Source organism: Streptomyces sp. M92 (assembly GCF_028473745.1).
In the GTDB taxonomy this organism is placed as follows: domain Bacteria; phylum Actinomycetota; class Actinomycetes; order Streptomycetales; family Streptomycetaceae; genus Streptomyces.
This window is the reverse complement of record NZ_CP101137.1, coordinates 200,909-221,685: the sequence shown is the minus strand read 5'-3', so window position 1 is coordinate 221,685 and position 20,777 is coordinate 200,909. Positions and strand designations below refer to the sequence as shown.

Sequence of the window (20,777 nt, the reverse complement as noted above, 5' to 3'; positions counted from 1 at the left end):
TCGGCGGACCGGGCAAGCAATGGAAGGCGGAGCGGCCCCGGGCCGTCCGCGCGGCGTCCCTTTCGCCGGGGAGCGATCGCGAGGAGCGCCACGCGAGCCAGGCACGTGAGCGGTTGGCGGAACCGGAGGCCCTGTCGACGGACGCCCCCGAGACCGGACGGACCGCTGCCGTACGTTGACGTGATGACGCCTCCTTCCCATGAGAAGCGCCCCCGCGAGACGCCCGCCGACCTGATCGTCACCGGATGCGCCGTCCTCGTCCACGACGACCGGGAACGGATCGGCTTCGAGGAGGACGCGGCCGTCGTCGTACGGGACGCGGTGGTCGACTCCGTGACCACCGCCGCCGCGGTGGACGGCCTGCCCGCCGCCGAGCGCATCGATGCCCGCGGACAGGTCGCCCTCCCCGGGCTGATCAACTGCCACACGCACGCGCCGATGGTCGCCCTGCGCGGCCTCGCCGAGGACCTGCCCACCGACGAGTGGTTCAACGACGTCGTCTGGCCGGTCGAGTCCAACCTCGGCGAACGGGACGTGGAACTGGGCGCCCGGCTCGCCTGCGCCGAGATGATCCGGGCGGGGGTGACGACGTTCGCGGACCACTACTTCGCCATGGACGCCGTCGCCGCGGTGGTCGCCGACTGCGGGATGCGGGCGCTGCTGGGGCAGGCGTTCTTCTCCTCACAGGGACCTGAAGGGCGGGAAGCGTCACTGGAGTTCGCGCTGCGGCACCGCGGCTCCGCCGACGGGCGCATCACCACCGCCCTCGCCCCGCACGCCCCCTACACCGTGACCGACGCCGACCTCGCGGCCACCGCCGGCCTCGCCCGCGACCACGGCCTGCCGGTGCACCTGCACGCCGCCGAGAACCGCGACCAGACCGACACCAGCCTCGCCCGGCACGGCGCCACCCCGATCGGCGTCCTGGAGCGCACCGGCATCCTCGACACCGACGTGCTCATCGCCCACGGCACCGGCATCACCGAGGACGACCTCCCGCTCCTCGCCCGCGCGAGCGGCCGTACGGCCGTGGCCACCGCACCACGCGGCTACCTGAAGTTCGCCTGGCCCACCACCACACCCGTGCGCGCCCTGCGCGACATCGGCGTCCCGGTCGGACTGGCCACGGACGGCGCCGCCTCCAACAACTCCCTGGACGTGTGGGAGTCGATGGCGCTGACGTCCCTGGTCCAGAAGACCACCGAGGGCGACCCACGCTGGCTCACCTCCCGCCAGGCCCTGCACCACGCCACCGCGCAGAGCGCCCGAGCGGTCGGGCTCGGTGACAGCGTCGGACGCATCGCGCCGGGACGGCGCGCCGACCTCGTCCTCGTCGACCTCACCGGCCCCCACACCCAGCCCGTGCACGATCTCGCCGCCACCCTCGTGCACAGCGCGCGCTCCGCCGACGTGCGTACGACGATCGTCGACGGGCGCGTACTCATGCGGGACCGCGAGCTGCTGACCCTGGACGTCCCCGCGGTGGTGCGCGAACTGGGGGAGCGGCTGCCGGCGCTGACCGACCGCCGCCACGGCCGCCGTATCCAGAAGTACGACACCTGAAAGGCGAGGTCAGCGGCTTACGGGTGCCGCCGTGAAAAAAATGTCGCCGGACGGCGATGAGTTCCGCTCCGCGCGACGGTCACCTCCCCGACGGACCGTCGCATGCCGCACAGGAGGAGCTGGAGCCATGTCGCTGCCCGAGATCGTCAGCCGCGCGGACTGGCGCGCGGCGCGCGAGGCCTTACTGACCAAGGAGAAGGCGGCCACACGCGCGCGTGACGCGCTCAACGCCGAGCGGCGCGGGCTGCCCATGGTGGAGGTCGACAAGGAGTACGTGTTCGAGGGCGGCGACGGCAAGGCGACGCTGCTCGACCTCTTCGAGGGCCGCGACCAGCTCGTCGTCTACCACTTCATGTTCGCGCCGGAGTGGGACGCCGGCTGCCGCAGTTGCTCCGCCTTCCTGGACCAGCTCGGGCACCTCGCGCACCTGCGGGCCCGCGGCACGTCGTTCGCGGCCGTCTCCCGGGCGCCGTACCCGAAGATCCTGCCGTTCAAGGCGCGGATGGGCTGGACCCTGCCCTGGTACTCGTCGCACGTGTGCGACTTCAACACCGACTTCGAGGTGACCCTGGAGCACGAGGGCGAGCTCGTCGAGCGGCCGGGGCTCAGCTGCTTCCTGCGGGACCGCGAGCGGGTCTTCCACACCTACTCGACGTACGAGCGGGGCCTGGACGGACTCGGTTCGACCACCAGCCTGCTCGACCTGACCGCGCTCGGCCGGCGGGAGCAGTGGGAGAAACCCGAGGGGCGTGCGTCGGCTCTCGGGGCGCCCGCGGGCAGCGAGGGAATCAGGTACCACGACGAGTACGAGGACTGACACGCTCGGTAGCGGTTCGAGTCAAATGGATGAGGAGCCGCTCACACTTTGCGGTGAACGAGTGTCAACTATGTCTCAGTACCATCACCACGCGAGGCATTCGCTCCATGGTTGGCGTTTGACTCTACGAGTACAGCGCTACATGGAGGTGCAGGATGGTGAACGGGCGAACGGTGCTCGGGCGCTTTCCCGCCGGCGGACCGCGAGGATCATGGCCGGCGGAGGAGTTCGCGCAGGCACGCCGTCTGGAGGGCCTGCCCGCCGAGGTCGTCATGGATCTGGCCACGGACACGTTCCTGGTCATCGTCCGCGGCGGCGACACCGTGGCCGGCGTGGCCGCCTGACCCGCGGACATCCGTGAGACGGCTCTCGTCAGCCGGCCCTCGGGGCGGGCACCGGCCGGCTGGTGAACTGCTCCGCCTGCAGTGAGTACAGCTCCGCGTAGACCCCGCCGGCCGCCAGCAGCTCGTCCGGTGTCCCGGACTCCACCAGCCGGCCCTGGTCGAGGACGTGGACGAGGTCCGCGTGGCGCACGGACGCCAGCCGGTGGGTGATCAGCACGACCGTCTGCCCGCTGCCGGCCAGGGCACGGATCTTCTCGAAGACCTCCAGCTCGGCCCGTGCGTCCAGGGCCGCCGTCGGCTCGTCCACGATGAGGATGCTGCCCTGCCGGTACGCCGCCCGCGCGATCCCGACCCGCTGCCACTGACCGCCGGACAGCTCGTGGCCGCCGCTGAAGTTCCGGGCCAGCAGGGTGTCCAGGCCGCGCGGCAGGTCCGCGACCACCTCCTCGGCTCCCGCCTCGGCGACCGCGGAGGCCACGCGTTCCTCGCCGAGCGGCACGGAGGAGCGGCCCACCGCGACGTTCACCCGCGCGGTGAACGGCCACCGCTTGAAGTCCTGCGCCACCATCGCGACCCGCTCGGCGAGCGCGTGCCGGTCCGCGGTCGACACGTCGACGCCGTCCCACGTGATGCGGCCCGCCTCCGGCGTGTACAGCCCCGCGAGCAGTTTGACGAGGGTCGTCTTGCCCGAGCCGTTCTCCCCGACGAGCGCCACGATGCGGCCCAGCGGCAGGGAGAGCGTCACGTCGTCGAGGGCCGGGCGGGCCGCGTCGCCCGGGTAGCGGAACGTGACGTTCTCGAAGCGGATCTCCTTCGGGTCCTCGGGCAGCGCGGCGCCGCCCACCGGGATGGCCCGGCCGGCCGCCTCCACGTGCAGCCGTTCCAGGTCGCCGACGAACAGGGCCTCCTCGTGGAGCGCGTTGACCTCCACGACCAGGGTGCCGAGGCTCTGCGAGCCGGTGCGGATCGCGATCACGGCCGTGCCCGCCACGGACAGGGCCATCGCGCCGCCCAGCAGCAGTCCGCCGAGCGTCGCGTACGTCGCCGCCGTCGCCAGCCCCGTCAAGGCCCCCGCGATCAGCCCCGTACGGGCCGCCAGCCGGGCCAGCCGCGTCTGCTCCGCCTCCGCGGTCTCCGACATGGCGCGGAAGTGGCGCAGCAGGAAGGGACCGACTCCGTGCACCCGGATCTCGGGGGCGGCGGCCGGTTCGATCAGGAGACTCGCCAGCAGCCGGCCCGCCCGCTCGTGCTGCACCCAGGCGTGGAAGGACTCGTACCGGCGGCGGGCGAGGGTCAGCGCGCTCCAGGCGCTCGGCAGCGTCATCGTGACCAGCAGCGGCAGCAGGACCGGGTGCAGCACGGCCAGCACGCCCGCCGCCGCGATCAGCGAGATCACCGCGTTCACCACGCGCGTGCCGTACGAGATCATGCGCCGTGCGGAGGCGGCACCGTACTGGGCGGTGTCCAGCAGCTTGTGGAAGGCGTGGTCCTCGATCGCGGACAGCTCCACGGCCGCCGCCCGCTCCAGGTACCGCTCGGTGGCCACTCGCTCCACCTTGGGTTCGAGCCGCCCGGTCGCGTATGTCGACGCCGCCCGCAGCAACGCCGCGACCAGCATGACCACGGCCACCGTGATCAGCGCCGGGGCGGCCCCGCGCAGCCGGTCCTCGATCGGGCCTTCGGCCATCAGCCCGGCCAGCACGCTGTTGACCGCGAGCAGACTGACCGCCTGCGCCACACCCCGGCCCGCCTCGGCCGCCAGCACCGTCCGCGCGGCCTGCGGGTCGGCCTGCCGGGCGAGTCGCAGGCTGGACGCCAGCAGGGACGGCAGCCTGGTCAGCATCGCCCGGAAGCCCAGCTCCAGGAAAGCGTCCGCGTGCTGGTTCCACCCCATGTCGTAGCGCAGCGGGCCGCCGAAGAGCAGCCGCTCCGACTCCGACACCCCGGCCGCTTCCGTGCCGCCCTTCCTGCGCACCGTCTGCCTCCCCCGATCGTGGACGGACGGCCACTATCGCGGGGTGTGGGTGTCTGCGGGCAGGGCGCGGGCGGGGGGAGACCGGAGCGCGCGGGCGCACTCCCGGCCCGGGCGCGCCGGAAGGGGGCGTGCGGGGGTGGGTCGGGGGAGTGGGGTGGAGTCCAGAAGCGTGCCCGGCGCGCGGCAGCGTTACGCGCTCACCGGGCGCGACCAGGTCGGCGTCGTGTTCGTCAGCCGGCACAGCGCCAGGTACAGCGGGATGGGCGGGGTGTACGGGACCGTGCCGTCCGGCCGGTGGATGAGCCCGGGGACGTCCGGGGAGTCGGCGACGACCGCGCCGGTGGCGTACCGCGCGGGGGCGGGCCACTCCAGGGCGTAGTCGGAGTCGGACGGAACGATCCACCACCAGTGCGCGTCGTCGGCGTAGACGCAGCCCACGCGCGGCAGCCGGGGCATCACCAGGGGCCCGAAACGGGCGGGCACCGCCACCGCGTCGCAGCCCAGTGGGGCCGTCATGCCGTCCGGTACGAGCAGCCGCCGGGGCGTCCCGGGGGCGTCCAGCCGCCGCTGCAGGCGGACCAGTGTGTCGAGGCCGAGTGGCCGGATGCCGGACGCAGCCCTCACAGCCATGCGGTCCCCGTTCCGCGGCGGGCCTGCGGATGGCGTCCCTCCGCCTCGCCGTCGTCGCCCGAGCCGTCGGCCGGGCCGGGCTTGGGGCGGGCGCCCCAGCCCAGGTCGTTGTGGGGCTCCGCCGGGTCGCGCGGGCCGTCGGCCTTGCGCGGCAGCTCCGCCCAGACCAGCAGTCCGGGCCCGTGCTCGTGGGCTCCCCACGCGTCGCACAGGGCGTCGACGAGGAGCAGGCCCCGGCCGTGCTCGTCCTCGGGCTGCTGACCGGCCTGCGGGTGTGGCTGACCGGGGGCGCATCCCTCGTCACGTACGGCTATGCGCACCAGGTCGGCACTGTCGTGCAGCTCGCACACTATGTGCCGGCTCGCGGTGTGCACGATCGCGTTGGTGACCAGCTCGGAGACGACCAGGGCCGCGGTGTCGCAGGTGTCCTCGCACACCGACCAGCCGTTCAGCCGGGCGCGCGTCAGGCGTCTGGCCTGCGCGGGCGAGCCCGGATGTGCGGCCAGCTCGAACCGGAACCGGCGCTCGGCGGCGGTGGTCCCCGAAGGGCCGGCTCCCACGGCGGCGGTGAGGCCCAGGGAGCCCGCAGTGGCCTCTGTTCCTAAGGGCGCGGACGGAATCACGCTTGCCACTATCTCCCCGTCGTGAACACTTGGCAAGTGTCACTCTGAAAAATGCAGAGTGCGGTGTGACGGTCTGCAAGGCCGTGGCACACTGCTCGCAACAGCACGTCGAGCGGCGCCACTTCAGGTCACCGAAGGTCTGCACGGGCTTTCGAAAGGGCCTTCGAATGGCGCCGCCGGGCTGTGTGCACAAAGACGCAACGGGCTCTTCGGGATCTTCAGGAGGTGGGCGGTGAGCGAGCCCCGGTCGGCGCCGACGGTCGGCCAGGTCGTCCTCGGCCGGCGCCTGCTGGACCTGCGCGAACGCGCCGGTCTCAAGCGCGAGGAAGCCGCCCGCGTCCTGCGCGTCGCCCCTGCCACGGTACGCCGGATGGAGACGGCCGAGGTGGCCCTCAAGATCCCGTACCTCCAGCTCCTGCTGAAGGCCTACGGCATCGGCGACGAGGAGGCCGACGCCTTCGTCAAGCTGGCCGAGGACGCCAACAGACCCGGATGGTGGCAGCGCTTCCACGACATCCTGCCGGGCTGGTTCTCGATGTACGTCAGCCTGGAGGGCGCGGCCTCCCTGATCCGCTCCTACGAGCCCCACTTCGTCCCCGGCGTGCTGCAGACCGAGGACTACGCGCGCGGTGTGCTCCGCTCCGGAGCGATCGGGCAGACCCGGCCCGACGACATCGAACGCCACGTCGACCTGCGCATGCGGCGCCAGGAGCTGCTCACCCGCAAGGACGCACCCAGGTTCTGGGCCGTGATGGACGAGACGACGCTGCGCCGCCCCGTCGGCGGCCCGGAGGTGATGCGGGCCCAGATCGACAGACTGCTGGAGGCGACGGAACTGCCCAACGTGACGCTGCAGGTCGCCCCGTTCTCCAACGGGCCGCACCCGGGCACGTACGGCCCCTTCGTCCTCTTCCGATTCGCCATGCCGGAACTGCCGGACATGGTCTACAGCGAGTACCTGACCGGCGCCGTCTACCTCGACGCGCGCGCGGAGGTGGCGACCCACCTCGAGGTCATGGACCGCATGGCGGCGCAGGCCGCCACGGCACACCGCACGAAGGAGATCCTCCGGGACCTCCGCAAGGAGCTGTGAATGAGTCACATCAAACCCCAGCGCTCGCCGCGCAACCGCAGCGAGCGGATCTACAACGGCATGCCCGCCCGTGAGCTGGGCAGCGAGGGCTGGCACAAGCCGTGGAGCGGCGGCAACGGAGGGAACTGCCTGGAGGCCATGAAGCTCGCCGACGGCCGGATCGCCGTACGGCAGTCCACCGACCCCGACGGCCCCGCGCTGATCTACACCTCCGACGAGATAACGGCCTTCATCGAGGGAGCGAAGGCGGGAGAGGCGGACTTCCTGCTGTCCTGAGCGTGCTCTGTTGCTGCTTGTTCTGCCTGTTCTGCTTGTTCTGCTTGTTCTAAAACTGTTTGTACTGGTCCAGCAGGACTCAAGGAAAACTCGACACCTAGCCGGAGGGAGCCTTCGCGGAGCGCTCAAGCCGTCATCGGCCGGTCGTACGGGCCGACCGGTGCCGGCAGCCGGGTAATGCCGCCGGACAGGTGACGGTCGACGGCCGCCGCCACCGCCCGGCCCTCCGCGATCGCCCACACGACGAGCGACTGACCGCGCGCCGCGTCCCCGGCCGCGAACACGCCCGGGACGTTGGTCGCGAACCCCCGGTCCCGGGTGATCGTGCCCCGGGGCTCCGTCTCCAGCCCCAGTCCGCCGACCAGCCCGTCCTCCAGGTCCGGGCCCGAGAAGCCGAGGGCGAGGAGGACCAGGTCGGCGGGGAGCGGGCGCTCGGTGTCGGGCAGCGGCCGACGGCCGGCGTCCACGGCGACCAGGTGCAGCCACCGCACACGTCCCTCGGCGTCGCCGGTGAAACGGAGCGTGGACGCCGCGAACAGCCGCGCGTCCGCGTCCGCCGCCGGTGCGGACCGCAGGTCCCGTGCCTCCTCGTGGGCGGCCGACAGCCGGTACAGCCGTGGATAGGTCGGCCACGGCTCGGCCCCCTCGTCGCGCTCCGGGCCCGGCCGCGCGTAGATGTCCAGCTGGGTCACGGAGGCGGCCCCCTCCCGCACCGCCGTGCCGAGGCAGTCCGCGCCCGTGTCACCGCCGCCCACGATGACGACGTGCTTCCCGGCCGCCGACAGCGGAGAGCGCTCCAGATCGCCCTCGCACACCCGGTTGGCCAGGGGCAGGTACTCCATCGCCTGGTGGACACCGGCCAGCTCCCGGCCGGGCACGGCCAGTTCGCGCCACGCGGTCGCCCCGGTGGCGATCACCACCGCGTCGTAGCGGGCCCGCAGCCCGGCCGCGTCCACGTCCCGTCCGACCGCCGTCGACGTACGGAACCTCGTCCCCTCGGCCCGCATCTGCCCGATGCGCCGCTCCAGATGGCGCTTCTCCATCTTGAACTCGGGGATGCCGTACCGCATCAACCCGCCGATCCTGTCGTCCCGCTCGTAGACGGCGACCGTGTGGCCGGCCCGGGTCAGCTGCTGTGCCGCCGCGAGCCCGGTGGGTCCCGACCCGATCACCGCCACCGTCCTGCCGGACAGCCCCTCCGGCGGCCGCGGCGGGGTGAAGCCCTCCTCCCACGCCTTGTCGGCGATCGCGCACTCGACGTTCTTGATCGTGACGGCCGGCTGGTTGATGGCGAGCACACAGCCCGCCTCGCACGGCGCCGGGCAGAGCCGGCCGGTGAACTCGGGGAAGTTGTTCGTGGCGTGCAGCCGGTCGCTCGCCGCCCGCCAGTCCGAGCGGGAGACCAGGTCGTTCCACTCCGGGATCAGGTTGCCCAGCGGGCACGCCTCGTGGCAGAAGGGGACGCCGCAGTCCATGCAGCGGTCGGCCTGCGGGCCGACGATCGGCAGCAGGGCCCCGGGCACGTACACCTCGTCCCAGTCCCGCACCCGCTCTCCGACCGGCCTTCGGGGCCACTCCCGGCGGGGCGTGGTCAGGAAACCCTTGGGATCGGCCATGACCGTCTTCCTTGCCTGCGGGGCCGGCCGTGCGCGGTCGGGGCGGCGTCCGCTCCTGCGGCCACGATACGGCCCGTCGCCCCTGCGCGCAGCGCGCCCGGTGGCTCTCGCCGACGGCGCCCGCCCCCTCAGACCAGGGCAAGCACGTATGCCACCGCGGCCGCGGCAGAGGCGACCGTGCGGACGTGGTTCCACGCCGTCCACTGGCGAACGTACGTGGGCCACCGGACGGCCGCCTCCGCGGTGCCCGGCTCCAGCCGGAGCAGCGCGGTGTTGCGTGGCACATGGGCGGCCGCGGTCACCCCGAACGACCCGAGGAGATGGAGCGCGCTGCCCAGCAGCAGCTCCACCGCGGCCCCGTCCGGCCACAGCACGAACGTCACCACGGCGATCACCGCGGCCAGTACCGCCGTCCCGAGGAACACGAGCATGAACGGCGGCCTCACCGCGGCCGTGTTGATCGAGTTCATCGCGGCGACCCCCTGCGCGGGAGGGAGCGCCGCGAGCCCCCGCATCACGAACGTCGAGAAGGCGCAGAAGACGCCTGCCGTCAGGCCGGTGCCGAGCACGCCCAGCACCGTCAGCACGAAGTACGGTCCGTCGATCATGTCCTGTCAACTCCCACCCGTCGAGTCGATGCCCGCGCGGTGCCGGCGGCCGTCGATGCCCCGAGTCAACCTCGGTGCGGCCATGGTGACCATGGCCGGTCGGCGCGGGCGCATGTGCGAGCGTCCACGCGGGCGGACCGGTGGGCGGAGCATCATGGGCGGGTGCGACTGGAAGCGATCACCTGGGACAGGCTCGGCGACCTGCTCGCCGAGCGCCTGCTCGACCTCGAGCCCGCCGACGGCGGCGACCGGCCACGCGTCGCCTTCGACGGCGCCCCGGCCGCCCGCCCCGGCGAACTCGCCCAGCGGGTGTCCGACGCGCTGCGGATCCGCGGCCGCCCCTCCCTCGTCGTCGGGACGGAGGGCTTCCTGCGCCCCGCCTCGGTCCGCCTGGAGTACGGGCGCCGGGACGCGGAGTCCTACTACAGCGGCTGGTACGACACCGGTGCCCTGTGGCGGGAGGTCTTCGACCCGCTCGGACCCGGCGGGGACGGACGTGTGCTGCCGGACCTGTGGGACCCGGTCACCGACCGCGCCACCCGCAGCCCCTACGTCCACCTCCCGTCCGGTGGCGCGCTGCTGCTGCACGGCCCCTTCCTGCTGCGCCACTGGTTCCCCCTCGACCTCAGTGTCCACCTCGTCCTGACCCCCGGGGCCCTGCGACGCCGCACTCCCGACTCCGAGCACTGGACCCTCCCCGCCTTCGAGCGCTACGAGGAGGAGACCGACCCCTCGGCCACCGCCGACGTCCTGGTGCGCACCGATGATCCGCGGCACCCCGCGTGGAACGGCTGATCCGCCGGCCGGGTCCGCCAACGCTCAGAGCCAGCCGTTGCGCCTGAACCCCCGGTGCAGCGTCACGCAGGCGACGGCTATGACGGCGATGACCATGCCGTAGCCGTACCGCCAGCCGAGTTCCGGCATGTGGTCGAAGTTCATGCCGTACACCCCGCAGACCATCGTGGGCACGGCGATGATCGCGGCCCAGGCGGTGATCTTCCGCATGTCCTCGTTCTGCGCGACCGTCACCCGGGCGAGGTGCGCCTGGAGGATGGAGTTGAGCAGTTCGTCGAACGCCGCGATCTGCTCCGCGGCTCGCAGGAGATGGTCGGCGACGTCCCGGAAGTACGCCTGTATGTCCGGCTCGACCACCCGGACCGGCCGCGTGGCCAGCTCGTCCAGCGGCCGGCCGAGCGGCACCACGGCCCGCCGCAGCTCCAGGAGTTCCCGTTTGAGCTGGTAGATCCGGCCCGGGTCGACCCGCGCCCCGTGCTCCGCGAACACCTCCGTCTCGACCTGGTCGATGTCCGCCTGGAACGCCTCGATCGCACTGAGGAAGGCGTCCACCACGTGGTCCGCGATCGCGTGCAGCACCGCGGACGGCCCCTTGGCGAGCTGCACCGGGTCGGACTCCAGTCCCTCCCGGAGGGGGCCCAGCGAGCCGTGCCGTCCGTGCCGCACGGTGATCACGAAGTCCCGGCCGACGAAGACCATGATCTCGCCGGTGCTCACCACCTCGCTCGTGGCCGTGAGCTGCTCGTGCTCCACGTAGCAGACGGTCTTGAACACGGCGAAGAGCGTCTCGTCGTACCGCTCCACCTTCGGGCGCTGGTGGGCCTCGATCGCGTCCTCGACCGCCAGTGGATGCAGGTCGAAGAGGTCCGCCACGCCCGCGAACTCCTGGTCCGTCGGCTCGTGCAGACCCAGCCAGACGAAACCGTCTCCCCGGCTGCGCATCCGCTCCACCACCCGGGCCGGGTCGCCTGCCTCGGGGGTGCGGACACCGTCCCGGTAGGTCACGCAGTTCACCACCGAGGAACCCAGCGGCGAGCGGGCCGGGTGGCTCAGGTCCACCCGCGGGCGCCGCCGGGCCAGCCGTGCCACCTTGCGGAGGCCGCCGGTCCGTCCCAGGCCCGTGACCTTCCGCAGATTGCCTGCCATCGTCATCCGCGTCTCCCCGCGTGGGTCCCCTCGCGCCGTGCTTCCCGCGCCCTGGCGCGCCAGTCTGCCAGGCCGGCGCGGACGGCGGTCGAGCCTGTGGAAAGGGAGCATTCCGCTTTGTTCCCGGCTGTGGACGGGTGGTGCGGAGCCCCTTCCAGTCCCCTCCTGTCCCGTGGCCGGAGCGTCGACCACTTCGGGCAAGCGGGACAACTGGGATGATCGCCGCATGACGCGAACCGACGGGTACCTCCTCGACAACCGGCAGACCGAGGCGGCAGAGCGTTTCGACGCCTTCGCCACCCTCTTCGACCCCACGACGTTCCGGCACCTCCAAACGCTCGGCGTGGGGCCCGGGTGGCGCTGCTGGGAGGTCGGGGCCGGAGGCACCTCCGTGGTGTCCTGGCTGGCCAAGAGGGTGGGGCCGACCGGCAGGGTCCTCGCCACGGACATCGACACCTCGCGGGTCGCACCGGCCGGTCGCCATCCCGTCGAGGTGCGCGTGCACGACGTGGGCGCGGAGGAACCGCCGGGCGAGGGCTTCGATTTGGTGCACGCTCGACTCGTCCTGGTCCATGTGCCGGACCGCGAGCGGGCATTGCGCTCCATGATCAGGGCCCTGCGTCCGGGGGGCCGACTCCTGGTCGAGGACGCCGACCCCGCGCTGCAGCCACTGCTCTGCCCCGACGAGCACGGTCCCGAGCAGCAACTGGCCAACCGGCTGCGGCACGGCTTCCGCCAGTTGCTGGCCCGTCGCGGGGCCGACCTGTCCTACGGCCGCCGCATCCCGCGTCTGCTGCGGGAGGCAGGGCTGCGCCGAGTGGAGGCCGACGCCTACTTCCCGGTCACCTCGCCCGCGTGCGCCGCTCTGGAGTCCGCGACGGTCCGTCAGGTCCGCGACCAACTGGTCGCCGCGGGTGCGGCCACCCACGACGACATCGACCGGCACCTCGCGAACGTGGCATCGGGCAGCATGGACCTGGCGACGGCGCCGATGATCTCCGCGTGGGGACGCAAGGCATAGGGGAGCGGCACCCGGGCCGGCCGACGGCTGACGTCGGCCACGTACGACGCGCGCCGCGAGCAGCCAAGGGTCCACGGGATTCCCGCCCTCCCGAACGAAGCGGTACCCGCTGGGCTCGGGCGTGCCGACGGCCCACGGAAGCCACGCGTGAGTTACCCGGCCCGAAGCCGCGCCCCGGTCCTCAGTCCGCCGCCCCCGGAGGCCTCGCCCCTACCCGCTCGACCGCCCTCGCCCCCGCCCGGCACCCCGCGGCGGCCGCCTCCCCGGGAGCCGCGCCCGTGAGGAGGGCGGCGAGGAACGCTCCGGTGAAGGCGTCGCCGGCGCCGGTACTGTCCCGTGGCGACGCCGGGACGGCGGGGACCCGCGCGCACACGGTGCCGGCCCGGGCGACCAGGGCCCCCTCCGCGCCCTGTTTGACGATCACCGACGGAACGTGCCGGCTCAGCTTCGCCGCGGCGTCGACCGGGTCGGGCAACCCGGTCAGCAGGCACGCCTCGTCACGGCTCGGGAGCAGGACGTCCACTCCCTCGACCAGGTCGAGGAACCGGTCGACGCCCAGCTCGGTGAGGAACCCCGCCGATGCCGGGTCCAGACTCACCGGGACCCCACGCGCGTGTGCGGCGGCCAAGGCGACCGGCACCAGGGCGCGGCTCGGCTCCGAGAACAGGAGGTAGCCCGACAGATGCAGCCGGGCGGCACCGTCGAGCAGCGTGTCCGACCAGTCGCCGGGCGCCAGCCGCAGGGATGCCCCGCTGTCCGTGAGGAACGTCCGCTCGGCCGAGGCGCCCGCGTCGACCAGGCAGATCACCGTCCCCGTCGGTGCGTCCGAGTCGACGACCAGGTGGGGACGCACGCCGAGGGCCGTCAGCTCCCGCCGGTGCCAGTCCGCCGCGTCCGAACCGACCCGTCCCAGCAGCCGGACGTCCCGGCACCCGGCGTACGCGGCCCAGCAGGCCACGTTGGCACCCGCCCCGCCGGGCAGTCGGCGGATCGCGGCGGCCGTGTCCGTGCCGGCGGCCAACGGTCCCCGGTGCCGGGCGACGACGTCCGTCACCACGTCCCCGACCACCAGCAGCGCGCCGCCCCGTCCCGCGGTCATGCTCCGGCCCAGGCCGCCGCGACGCGAGCCGCCAGCCGTACGTTGCCGCGCACCGCCGCCAGATTGGCCTTCAGTGACGCCCCGTCGGTGTGCCGGACCAGATGGGCGAGGAGGAAGGGGGTGACCGCCTGGCCGCTGATCCCCTCTGCGTCGCACGCCCGCAGCGCGTCGGCGAGCACCCGCGCGTGGAGCGCGGGATCCAGCTGCTCCTCCTCGGGGACGGGGTTGGCGACCACGAGCGCGGACCGCGGGCCGCGCAGCGAGTCCTGCGCCCGCATGACGGCTGCCACCTGCGCCGGGGTGTCCAGCGTCCAGTCCACCGGGTGTCCCGAGTCGGACAGGTAGAAGCCGGGGAAACGGTCCGTACCGAAGCCGGCCACCGCGATGCCCAGCGTCTCCAGTCGCTGCAGGGTCGCCGGTACGTCCAGGATGGACTTCACTCCGGCGCAGACCACCGTGATCCGGGTGCGGGCCAGCAGGCCCAGGTCGGCGGACTCGTCCTGCGTGGCCGTCCACTGCCGGTGCACGCCGCCGAGGCCGCCGGTCGCGAACACCCGCACCCCGGCCAGCTCCGCCAGCAGGGCGGTCGCCGACACGGTGGTGGCTCCGCTCGCGCCGGTGGCCACCGCGAGCGGCAGGTCCCGGTGGCCCAGCTTGCGGATGCCTTCCTCGGTCGCGACCCGCTCCAACTGCTGTTTGTCCAGGCCGACGTGCGGCCGTCCGTCCAGCACGGCGATCGTCGCCGGTACCGCGCCCTCCTCCCGGACCGCCTCCTCCAGTTCCCGCGCCACCCGCAGGTTGCGGGGGCGTGGCAACCCGTGCGCGATGATCGTGGACTCCAGGGCCACCACGGGGCGCCGCGCGCCGATCGCCGCCCGTACCTCTTCCGACACCACCAGGGTCACGCGTCCGCCTCCTGTCGTCGGTCCTTCCTCATCTCTGGCGGGCACGGGTGCGGGCCAAACCCGCACCCGGGGGTGGGCCGGACTTCCCCCCGGCTCCACCATCGGCCTCTTGCGGTGCGCTCGGGAGGAAAGGAGCCTGGGCGCATGACGTCTGAGCGCATGACGGACCACACGACACGCCTCGACCACGTAGTCCTCTGGGTGCGCGATCCGGTCGCCGCGGCCCAGTTCTACGAGAAGACCCTGGGGACGGAGCCCCTGCGGGTCACCGAGTACGCCGCGGGAACCGTGAGCTTTCCCTCCGTGCGCCTCAACGAGGAGACCATCCTCGATCTCGCGCCCCGCTCCATGGCGGAACGGATGCGAATGGTCCCCGGCGCCGACACGAGCGCGGGCCACCCCGTCAACCACATCTGCGTGTCCCTGTCACCGCACGACTTCGACGCACTCCGCGCCCGCCTGACGGAGCAGTCCGTTCCGGTGTCCGAGCTCGCGCACGATTCCTACGGCGCACGCGGCCTGGCGAAGCGCAGCTTCTACTTCCCGGATCCGGACGGCAACATCATCGAGGCGCGGCACTACGAGTAGCCCCGGCCCACCGCCACGCAGGGCGGCCGGTCGGTCAGAACAGCGGCTCCGGCAACACGCCCTCCAGCGCGAGCAACTGCCGCTTGGTGTCCACGCCGCCCCCGAACCCGCCGATGCCGCCGTCACTCCCGACGACCCGGTGGCACGGCACCACGACCGGCAGCGGATTGGCCCCCATGGCCGTGCCCACCGCCTGAGCGGCGCCCGGCTGACCGACCCGGCCGGCGAGGTCGCCGTAACCGACGACCGAGCCGTACCGGACGCCGGACACCAGCTCGCGCAGCACCTCCCGGTTGAAGCCCGAGATCAGCGACCAGTCCAGCGGCAGGTCGAAATCACGACGCCGGCCCGCGAAGTACGCCTCCATCTGCCGTATCGCCTCGGTCAGCAGAGGGGAGCCGGGCGCCTCGACGGGCTCCGTGCCGAGCCGGGCCGCCAGTCTTTCGAGGGCCTTGCGGCGCACGGCGCCGGTGGCGTGGAACACGACGTTGACCAGGCCGTCGCGGGTGGCGGCCAGCAGCAGTGGACCGATGCCGGTGTCGATGACGGTCCACACGATCCGCTGCTCGTACTGCCCATTGCTGTCCATGCGCCCACGGTACGGCCGGCCACTGACAACGGGTCACCAACCGGTGAGGAGACCGCCCCGGTCCTCGTCCCCGTCCTCACCCACGGCCTCGCGCACCACGTCGGGCTTGTTGGTGATGATGCCGTCGACGTCGTACCCGGCCACCCGCCGGGCGGTGGCCGCGTCGTCGACCGTCCAGGTGAGGACCTCCAGCGGACGGCCGTGCGGCCCCGTGAACGCGTGGACCGAGGAGACGTAGCTCATGGAGAGCGAGCCGTGTGAGGGATTGATCTGGTCGGCGAACTCCGCGTACTCGGGCAGGTCCGACACGGACGGCGTGCCGAGGAATCCGGTCTTGACGGCCGGCTTGAGCTCGTGGACGGTCCGGATGCTGTCCGCACTGAAGCTCTGCACGACCAGTCGGCCCGCCACGTGCCGCCGGTCGAGCCAGCCCTCGTTGGCGAGCACCTTGAGGGTCTGCTCCTCGATGCCCGGGTACAGCCCGGGATTCTTCAGTTCCAGGAGCAGTTTCTGGTGGTTGTCCTCCACGCGCTCCACGTACTGCTCCAGCGTCGGCACGCGCGCGCCCGCGTACTCGGGACCGAACCAGCTCCCGGCGTCCAGCCTGGCGATCTCCGCGGCGGTGAAGTCCTTCACCTTCCACGGAGAGCGGTCGGGGAAGACCTCCTCCACGTCGGTCGTGCGCCGCAGGCTGTCGTCGTGGAGGACCACGAGTTCGCCGTCCCTGGTGCGCTGGACGTCGTTCTCGACCCAGCGGATGCCCAGCTCGGCGGCCCGGTCCACGGCGGCCAGCGTGTTCTCCGGCGCGTACCCGGAAGCGCCCCGGTGGGCGACGACCACGGGCCCGTCGTCCTCACCGATCTGGGGGGCCCGGGCGTGGGAGAGGGGGGTCAGCAGGGCCACCCCCAGGAACGCGGTGGTCGTCACGGCGACTGCGCGTGCGTACATGCGTGCTCCTCGCGTCGAGCGATCACGGACAGCAATACTGTGACACCGGTGAGTCAACGGGAGAGGGGTGCGGAGTGGCCGCGGGCTGAATGGAAATGCTCAACTCCGCTCACCGGGGCGGCACAAGTGGGGCAAGGCCGTGATTCTTTGCAGGAGAATCGTTCGACCATTCCGGTGGGCGTCATACTCTCTGCCTCGGCCCTGGCCGTTCGTTCGGCTCTGGGATGGGGTGCGCATCAGGACATTCCGGGGTGTATCCGGGCAGCAAGAACGCGGAAGGGCGGCCGCAGATGCAAGGCACGGTCGACGGATTCAGTTACGGACTGGTCACACCGCTGGTGGCCTACCTCATGGCCTGCCTCGGCGGTGCCCTCGGGCTGCGCTGCACCACCCGGACCCTGCGGGTCACCAGCTCCTGGCGTCCCGGATGGCTCGCCCTCGGCTCGGCGGCGATCGGTTCCGGGATCTGGACCATGCACTTCATCGCGATGATGGGGTTCACGATCGAACACACGCCGGTCCGCTATGACTGGCTGCTGACCTTCGTCAGCCTGGCCGTCGCCATCGTCATGGTGGGCGTGGGGGTCTTCATCGTCGGCTACCGGGGGGCGCGGGGAACGGCCCTGTTCACCGGCGGCACCATCACCGGTCTGGGCATCGCCTCGATGCACTACCTGGGCATGGCGGGCATGCGCCTGGACGGGCAGCTGACGTACAACACCTTCACCGTGGCCGTGTCCGTCGTCATAGCCATGGCCGCCGCCACCGCCGCCCTGTGGGCGGCCGGACAGGTCCGGGGCTTCCTGTGGAGCGTCGGAGCCAGCCTCGTCATGGGGCTGGCCGTCACCGGCATGCACTACACCGGCATGGCCGCCCTGGAGGTCCACGTCCACGGCACGAACGACCCCGGCACCGGCGGGTCCCCGGCCGAACTGCTCGCCCCGATGCTGATCGGCCCCCTCGCCCTCCTCCTCCTCGCCGCCGTGGTGGTGATGTTCGATCCGCTGATGGTCACGGGGAAGCCCGCAGGGGCGCCAGTCGAGCGGAAGCCGGGCGTCCCCGCCCACACCGCTGCCCCGCGCACCGTCCCCCGCCCGGTGCGCCGCCCCGCCCTCCGCACCCGCCACCCCCTCGCGCACCGCCGCTCCCGCACCCCGCAGAACCGCTGATCCGGGCCGGTTGTCAGTGGGTGGCCGTACGGTGGAACCCATGCGGCCCGTTTCCCAGATCGAACGCACGGTGGCGCCCTTCGAGGTCGTCAGCCCCTACCAGCCCAACGGCGACCAGCCGGCGGCCATCGCCGAGCTGGCACGGCGTGTCCAGGCGGGTGAGAAGGACGTCGTCCTGCTCGGCGCCACCGGCACCGGCAAGTCCGCCACCACCGCGTGGATGATCGAGAAGATCCAGCGCCCCACCCTCGTGATGGCGCCGAACAAGACCCTGGCCGCCCAGCTGGCGAACGAGTTCCGCGAGCTCCTGCCGAACAACGCCGTCGAATACTTCGTCTCGTACTACGACTACTACCAGCCCGAGGCCTACGTCCCCCAGTCGGACACCTACATCGAGAAGGACTCCTCGATCAACGAGGAGGTGGAGCGGCTGCGCCACTCCGCGACCAACTCGCTGCTCACCCGCCGTGACGTCGTCGTGGTCGCCTCCGTCTCCTGCATCTACGGACTCGGCACCCCGCAGGAGTACGTGGACCGCATGGTCCCCCTCCGGGTCGGCGAGGAGTACGACCGGGACGAGCTGCTGCGCCGCTTCGTGGACATCCAGTACACGCGCAACGACATGGCCTTCACCCGCGGCACCTTCCGGGTGCGCGGCGACACCATCGAGATCTTCCCGGTCTACGAGGAGCTCGCCGTCCGCATCGAGATGTTCGGCGACGAGATCGAGGCCCTGTCCACCCTCCACCCGGTCACCGGCGAGATCATCAGCGACGACCAGCAGCTGTACGTCTTCCCGGCCTCCCACTACGTCGCGGGCCCGGAGCGCCTGGAGCGGGCGGTCAACGACATCGAGAAGGAGCTCGCCGAGCGCCTGACCGAGCTGGAGAAGCAGGGCAAGCTCCTGGAGGCGCAGCGGCTGCGGATGCGCACCACGTACGACATCGAGATGCTCCGCCAGATCGGCTCCTGCTCCGGCGTGGAGAACTACTCGATGCACTTCGACGGCCGCTCGCCCGGCTCCCCGCCGAACACCCTGCTGGACTACTTCCCGGACGACTTCCTCCTCGTCATCGACGAGTCGCACGTCACCGTGCCGCAGATCGGCGCCATGTACGAGGGTGACGCCTCCCGCAAGCGGACCCTGGTCGACCACGGTTTCCGGCTGCCCTCCGCCCTCGACAACCGCCCGCTGAAGTGGGAGGAGTTCCAGGAGCGCATCGGTCAGACCGTGTACCTGTCGGCCACTCCCGGCGCCTACGAGCTGTCCCGTTCGGACGGGGCCGTCGAGCAGATCATCCGCCCCACGGGCCTCGTCGACCCGGAGGTCGTCGTCAAGCCCACCGAGGGCCAGATCGACGACCTGGTGCACGAGATCCGCACCCGGACCGAGAAGGACGAGCGCGTCCTGGTCACCACGCTCACCAAGAAGATGGCCGAGGACCTCACCGACTACTTCCTGGAGCTCGGTATCCAGGTCCGCTACCTGCACAGCGACGTCGACACCCTGCGCCGCGTCGAGCTGCTGCGTGAGCTGCGCGCCGGCGAGTACGACGTCCTGGTCGGCATCAACCTGCTCAGGGAGGGCCTCGACCTGCCGGAGGTCTCCCTGGTGGCGATCCTGGACGCCGACAAGGAGGGCTTCCTGCGCTCCGGCACCTCGCTGATCCAGACCATCGGCCGCGCCGCGCGCAATGTGTCCGGCCAGGTCCACATGTACGCCGACAAGATCACGCCGGCGATGGAGAAGGCGATCGACGAGACCAACCGCCGCCGCGAGAAGCAGATCGCGTTCAACCAGGCGAACGGCATCGACCCGCAGCCCCTCCGCAAGAAGATCAACGACATCGTCGCGCAGATCGCCCGCGAGGACATCGACACCGAGCAACTGCTCGGCTCGGGCTACCGCCAGGCCAAGGAGGGCAAGGGGGCCAAGGCCCCTGTGCCGTCCCTCGGCGGCGAGGCGGCAACCGGCGGCAAGGCGGGCAAGGGCAGGGGGAAGGCCAAGGAGACGCCGGTGACCGACCGTCCGGCGGCGGAGCTGGCCGCGCAGATCGAGGACCTCACCACGCGTATGCGGGCCGCCGCCGCGGACCTCCAGTTCGAGATCGCGGCCCGGCTGCGCGACGAGGTCTCCGAGATGAAGAAGGAACTGCGCCAGATGAAGGAGGCAGGTCTGGCCTGACGGCCCACCCGGGCACGCGCTGTGTTGCAAGACCGACACAAAGTGCGCTCCTGGGTGGGGCGCTGTCAGTGCCCCTGCGTAGGGTTCTGGTCAACCGCGGGCGCCGCGGCAACAGGGGACAGTTCGAGAGGGGATCAGCGCGTGACCGTCAATATGACCAAGGGTCAGGCCATCAGTCTGCAGAAGGACGACGGCGGCAGCCTGACGTCGGTGCGCATGGGTCTCGGCTGGCAGGCGGCTCCCCGGCGCGGTCTGTTCGGTTCCCGCACGCGGGAGATCGACCTGGACGCCTCCGCAGTCCTGTTCGCGGACAAGCAGCCCGTCGACGTCGTCTTCTTCCGCCACCTGGTGAGCGACGACGGCTCGGTGCGCCACACCGGGGACAACCTCGTCGGCGGGGTCGGCCAGGGCGGTGACGACGAGGCGATCCTCGTCGACCTGCAGCGCGTCCCGGTCCACATCGATCAGATCGTCTTCACCGTGAACTCCTTCACGGGCCAGACCTTCCAGGAAGTGCAGAACGCGTTCTGCCGCCTGGTCGACGAGACCAACGGGCAGGAGCTCGCCCGCTACACGCTGGCCGGCGGCGGCGCCTTCACGGCCCAGATCATGGCGAAGGTGCACCGGGTGGGGCAGGGCTGGTCGATGACCGCCATCGGCTCCCCGGCCAACGGCCGCACCTTCCAGGACCTGATGCCCGCGATCCTGCCGGTCCTGTAACGGACGCAAAACACGGCCGCCGCGCGCGTGCCACGGACGCACGAGTGGGCACGAGTGACACAGGGGG

At 72.0% G+C, this 20,777-nt stretch carries 21 protein-coding genes; 11 read left to right on the top strand and 10 right to left on the bottom strand.

Going from position 1 to position 20,777, the window contains the following annotated elements:
* The first annotated feature begins 183 nt into the window (after window positions 1-183).
* The 3 genes from M6G08_RS01045 (at window position 184) to M6G08_RS01035 (ending at window position 2,724) form a co-directional block, all read left to right on the top strand.
* Window positions 184-1,563, top strand: a complete 1,380-nt coding sequence (locus M6G08_RS01045) for an amidohydrolase (protein WP_272585296.1) — start codon at window positions 184-186, stop codon at window positions 1,561-1,563.
* A 127-nt stretch (window positions 1,564-1,690) separates the two neighbouring features.
* A complete protein-coding gene (locus M6G08_RS01040) occupies window positions 1,691-2,380 on the top strand; it encodes a DUF899 domain-containing protein (protein ID WP_272585295.1) in 690 nt (229 codons plus the stop codon).
* A 155-nt stretch (window positions 2,381-2,535) separates the two neighbouring features.
* Window positions 2,536-2,724 carry a DUF8839 family protein gene (locus tag M6G08_RS01035; RefSeq protein ID WP_272585294.1) on the top strand — a complete coding sequence of 63 codons (189 nt, stop codon included), beginning with the start codon at window positions 2,536-2,538 and terminating at the stop codon, window positions 2,722-2,724.
* Between the two features lie 28 nt (window positions 2,725-2,752).
* On the opposite strand, the gene M6G08_RS01030 is transcribed toward M6G08_RS01035, so the two are convergent.
* The 3 genes from M6G08_RS01030 to M6G08_RS01020 all read right to left on the bottom strand — a co-directional run bounded on the left by M6G08_RS01030 (window position 2,753) and on the right by M6G08_RS01020 (window position 5,961).
* Window positions 2,753-4,618, bottom strand: coding sequence for an ABC transporter ATP-binding protein (locus M6G08_RS01030; protein ID WP_272591217.1), 1,866 nt, complete (start codon window positions 4,616-4,618; stop codon window positions 2,753-2,755).
* A gap of 270 nt (window positions 4,619-4,888) precedes the next feature.
* Complete coding sequence (locus tag M6G08_RS01025; RefSeq protein WP_272585293.1) at window positions 4,889-5,329, bottom strand: hypothetical protein; 441 nt, start codon at window positions 5,327-5,329, stop codon at window positions 4,889-4,891.
* On the bottom strand, window positions 5,320-5,961 hold the full coding sequence (locus tag M6G08_RS01020) for an ATP-binding protein (RefSeq protein WP_272585292.1): 642 nt from the start codon (window positions 5,959-5,961) through the stop codon (window positions 5,320-5,322). Before M6G08_RS01020 ends, M6G08_RS01025 begins: the two co-directional genes overlap by 10 nt.
* A gap of 223 nt (window positions 5,962-6,184) precedes the next feature.
* On the opposite strand from M6G08_RS01020, the gene M6G08_RS01015 reads away from it, so the two are divergent.
* The gene (locus M6G08_RS01015; RefSeq protein ID WP_272585291.1) at window positions 6,185-7,045 is read left to right on the top strand and encodes a Sco1979 family transcriptional regulator; all 861 of its coding nucleotides are present in this window, start codon (window positions 6,185-6,187) and stop codon (window positions 7,043-7,045) included.
* On the top strand, window positions 7,046-7,321 hold the full coding sequence (locus tag M6G08_RS01010) for a DUF397 domain-containing protein (protein ID WP_272585290.1): 276 nt from the start codon (window positions 7,046-7,048) through the stop codon (window positions 7,319-7,321).
* 125 nt (window positions 7,322-7,446) lie between these two features.
* On the opposite strand, the gene gltD is transcribed toward M6G08_RS01010, so the two are convergent.
* Both gltD and M6G08_RS01000 read right to left on the bottom strand, forming a co-directional pair.
* Complete coding sequence (gltD, locus tag M6G08_RS01005; protein WP_272585289.1) at window positions 7,447-8,937, bottom strand: glutamate synthase subunit beta; 1,491 nt, start codon at window positions 8,935-8,937, stop codon at window positions 7,447-7,449.
* A gap of 128 nt (window positions 8,938-9,065) precedes the next feature.
* On the bottom strand, window positions 9,066-9,545 hold the full coding sequence (locus M6G08_RS01000) for an anthrone oxygenase family protein (protein WP_272585288.1): 480 nt from the start codon (window positions 9,543-9,545) through the stop codon (window positions 9,066-9,068).
* A gap of 162 nt (window positions 9,546-9,707) precedes the next feature.
* Between M6G08_RS01000 and M6G08_RS00995 the strand changes: the two genes are divergently transcribed.
* Window positions 9,708-10,340, top strand: a complete 633-nt coding sequence (locus tag M6G08_RS00995; RefSeq protein WP_272585287.1) for a nucleoside/nucleotide kinase family protein — start codon at window positions 9,708-9,710, stop codon at window positions 10,338-10,340.
* A gap of 24 nt (window positions 10,341-10,364) precedes the next feature.
* On the opposite strand, the gene M6G08_RS00990 is transcribed toward M6G08_RS00995, so the two are convergent.
* The gene (locus M6G08_RS00990) at window positions 10,365-11,492 is read right to left on the bottom strand and encodes a magnesium and cobalt transport protein CorA (RefSeq protein WP_272585286.1); all 1,128 of its coding nucleotides are present in this window, start codon (window positions 11,490-11,492) and stop codon (window positions 10,365-10,367) included.
* A 220-nt stretch (window positions 11,493-11,712) separates the two neighbouring features.
* On the opposite strand from M6G08_RS00990, the gene M6G08_RS00985 reads away from it, so the two are divergent.
* On the top strand, window positions 11,713-12,507 hold the full coding sequence (locus M6G08_RS00985) for a methyltransferase domain-containing protein (RefSeq protein ID WP_272585285.1): 795 nt from the start codon (window positions 11,713-11,715) through the stop codon (window positions 12,505-12,507).
* A 181-nt stretch (window positions 12,508-12,688) separates the two neighbouring features.
* On the opposite strand, the gene M6G08_RS00980 is transcribed toward M6G08_RS00985, so the two are convergent.
* Together M6G08_RS00980 and M6G08_RS00975 are read right to left on the bottom strand one after the other, a co-directional pair.
* Window positions 12,689-13,606, bottom strand: coding sequence for a carbohydrate kinase family protein (locus tag M6G08_RS00980; RefSeq protein WP_272585284.1), 918 nt, complete (start codon window positions 13,604-13,606; stop codon window positions 12,689-12,691).
* Window positions 13,603-14,511: a pseudouridine-5'-phosphate glycosidase gene (locus tag M6G08_RS00975; protein ID WP_272585283.1), complete on the bottom strand. Its 909-nt coding sequence runs from the start codon at window positions 14,509-14,511 to the stop codon at window positions 13,603-13,605. Before M6G08_RS00975 ends, M6G08_RS00980 begins: the two co-directional genes overlap by 4 nt.
* A gap of 159 nt (window positions 14,512-14,670) precedes the next feature.
* On the opposite strand from M6G08_RS00975, the gene M6G08_RS00970 reads away from it, so the two are divergent.
* Entirely contained in the window at window positions 14,671-15,099 is a 429-nt protein-coding gene (locus tag M6G08_RS00970; RefSeq protein ID WP_272591216.1) for a VOC family protein, read from the top strand.
* A 34-nt stretch (window positions 15,100-15,133) separates the two neighbouring features.
* On the opposite strand, the gene M6G08_RS00965 is transcribed toward M6G08_RS00970, so the two are convergent.
* Together M6G08_RS00965 and M6G08_RS00960 are read right to left on the bottom strand one after the other, a co-directional pair.
* The gene (locus M6G08_RS00965) at window positions 15,134-15,688 is read right to left on the bottom strand and encodes a methylated-DNA--[protein]-cysteine S-methyltransferase (protein WP_272585282.1); all 555 of its coding nucleotides are present in this window, start codon (window positions 15,686-15,688) and stop codon (window positions 15,134-15,136) included.
* A gap of 33 nt (window positions 15,689-15,721) precedes the next feature.
* Window positions 15,722-16,636 (bottom strand): glycerophosphodiester phosphodiesterase, encoded by a 915-nt coding sequence (locus tag M6G08_RS00960; RefSeq protein ID WP_272585281.1) that lies wholly within the window; start codon window positions 16,634-16,636, stop codon window positions 15,722-15,724.
* 290 nt (window positions 16,637-16,926) lie between these two features.
* On the opposite strand from M6G08_RS00960, the gene M6G08_RS00955 reads away from it, so the two are divergent.
* The 3 genes from M6G08_RS00955 to M6G08_RS00945 all read left to right on the top strand — a co-directional run bounded on the left by M6G08_RS00955 (window position 16,927) and on the right by M6G08_RS00945 (window position 20,710).
* On the top strand, window positions 16,927-17,805 hold the full coding sequence (locus M6G08_RS00955; RefSeq protein WP_272585280.1) for an MHYT domain-containing protein: 879 nt from the start codon (window positions 16,927-16,929) through the stop codon (window positions 17,803-17,805).
* 40 nt (window positions 17,806-17,845) lie between these two features.
* Entirely contained in the window at window positions 17,846-19,990 is a 2,145-nt protein-coding gene (uvrB, locus tag M6G08_RS00950) for an excinuclease ABC subunit UvrB (RefSeq protein ID WP_272585279.1), read from the top strand.
* A 141-nt stretch (window positions 19,991-20,131) separates the two neighbouring features.
* On the top strand, window positions 20,132-20,710 hold the full coding sequence (locus M6G08_RS00945; RefSeq protein WP_073721720.1) for a TerD family protein: 579 nt from the start codon (window positions 20,132-20,134) through the stop codon (window positions 20,708-20,710).
* Window positions 20,711-20,777 lie beyond the last annotated feature (67 nt).

Coding starts and splice junctions, on each gene's coding strand:
- M6G08_RS00970 (WP_272591216.1), top strand. CDS start 14,671: ATGACGGACCACACGACACGCCTCGACCACGTAGTCCTCTGGGTGCGC.
- M6G08_RS00985 (WP_272585285.1), top strand. CDS start 11,713: ATGACGCGAACCGACGGGTACCTCCTCGACAACCGGCAGACCGAGGCG.
- M6G08_RS00955 (WP_272585280.1), top strand. CDS start 16,927: ATGCAAGGCACGGTCGACGGATTCAGTTACGGACTGGTCACACCGCTG.
- gltD (WP_272585289.1), bottom strand. CDS start 8,937: ATGGCCGATCCCAAGGGTTTCCTGACCACGCCCCGCCGGGAGTGGCCC.
- M6G08_RS00990 (WP_272585286.1), bottom strand. CDS start 11,492: ATGACGATGGCAGGCAATCTGCGGAAGGTCACGGGCCTGGGACGGACC.
- M6G08_RS00965 (WP_272585282.1), bottom strand. CDS start 15,688: ATGGACAGCAATGGGCAGTACGAGCAGCGGATCGTGTGGACCGTCATC.
- M6G08_RS01025 (WP_272585293.1), bottom strand. CDS start 5,329: ATGGCTGTGAGGGCTGCGTCCGGCATCCGGCCACTCGGCCTCGACACA.
- M6G08_RS00960 (WP_272585281.1), bottom strand. CDS start 16,636: ATGTACGCACGCGCAGTCGCCGTGACGACCACCGCGTTCCTGGGGGTG.
- M6G08_RS01000 (WP_272585288.1), bottom strand. CDS start 9,545: ATGATCGACGGACCGTACTTCGTGCTGACGGTGCTGGGCGTGCTCGGC.
- M6G08_RS01010 (WP_272585290.1), top strand. CDS start 7,046: ATGAGTCACATCAAACCCCAGCGCTCGCCGCGCAACCGCAGCGAGCGG.
- M6G08_RS01045 (WP_272585296.1), top strand. CDS start 184: ATGACGCCTCCTTCCCATGAGAAGCGCCCCCGCGAGACGCCCGCCGAC.
- M6G08_RS01035 (WP_272585294.1), top strand. CDS start 2,536: ATGGTGAACGGGCGAACGGTGCTCGGGCGCTTTCCCGCCGGCGGACCG.
- uvrB (WP_272585279.1), top strand. CDS start 17,846: ATGCGGCCCGTTTCCCAGATCGAACGCACGGTGGCGCCCTTCGAGGTC.
- M6G08_RS01040 (WP_272585295.1), top strand. CDS start 1,691: ATGTCGCTGCCCGAGATCGTCAGCCGCGCGGACTGGCGCGCGGCGCGC.
- M6G08_RS00980 (WP_272585284.1), bottom strand. CDS start 13,606: ATGACCGCGGGACGGGGCGGCGCGCTGCTGGTGGTCGGGGACGTGGTG.
- M6G08_RS01030 (WP_272591217.1), bottom strand. CDS start 4,618: ATGGGGTGGAACCAGCACGCGGACGCTTTCCTGGAGCTGGGCTTCCGG.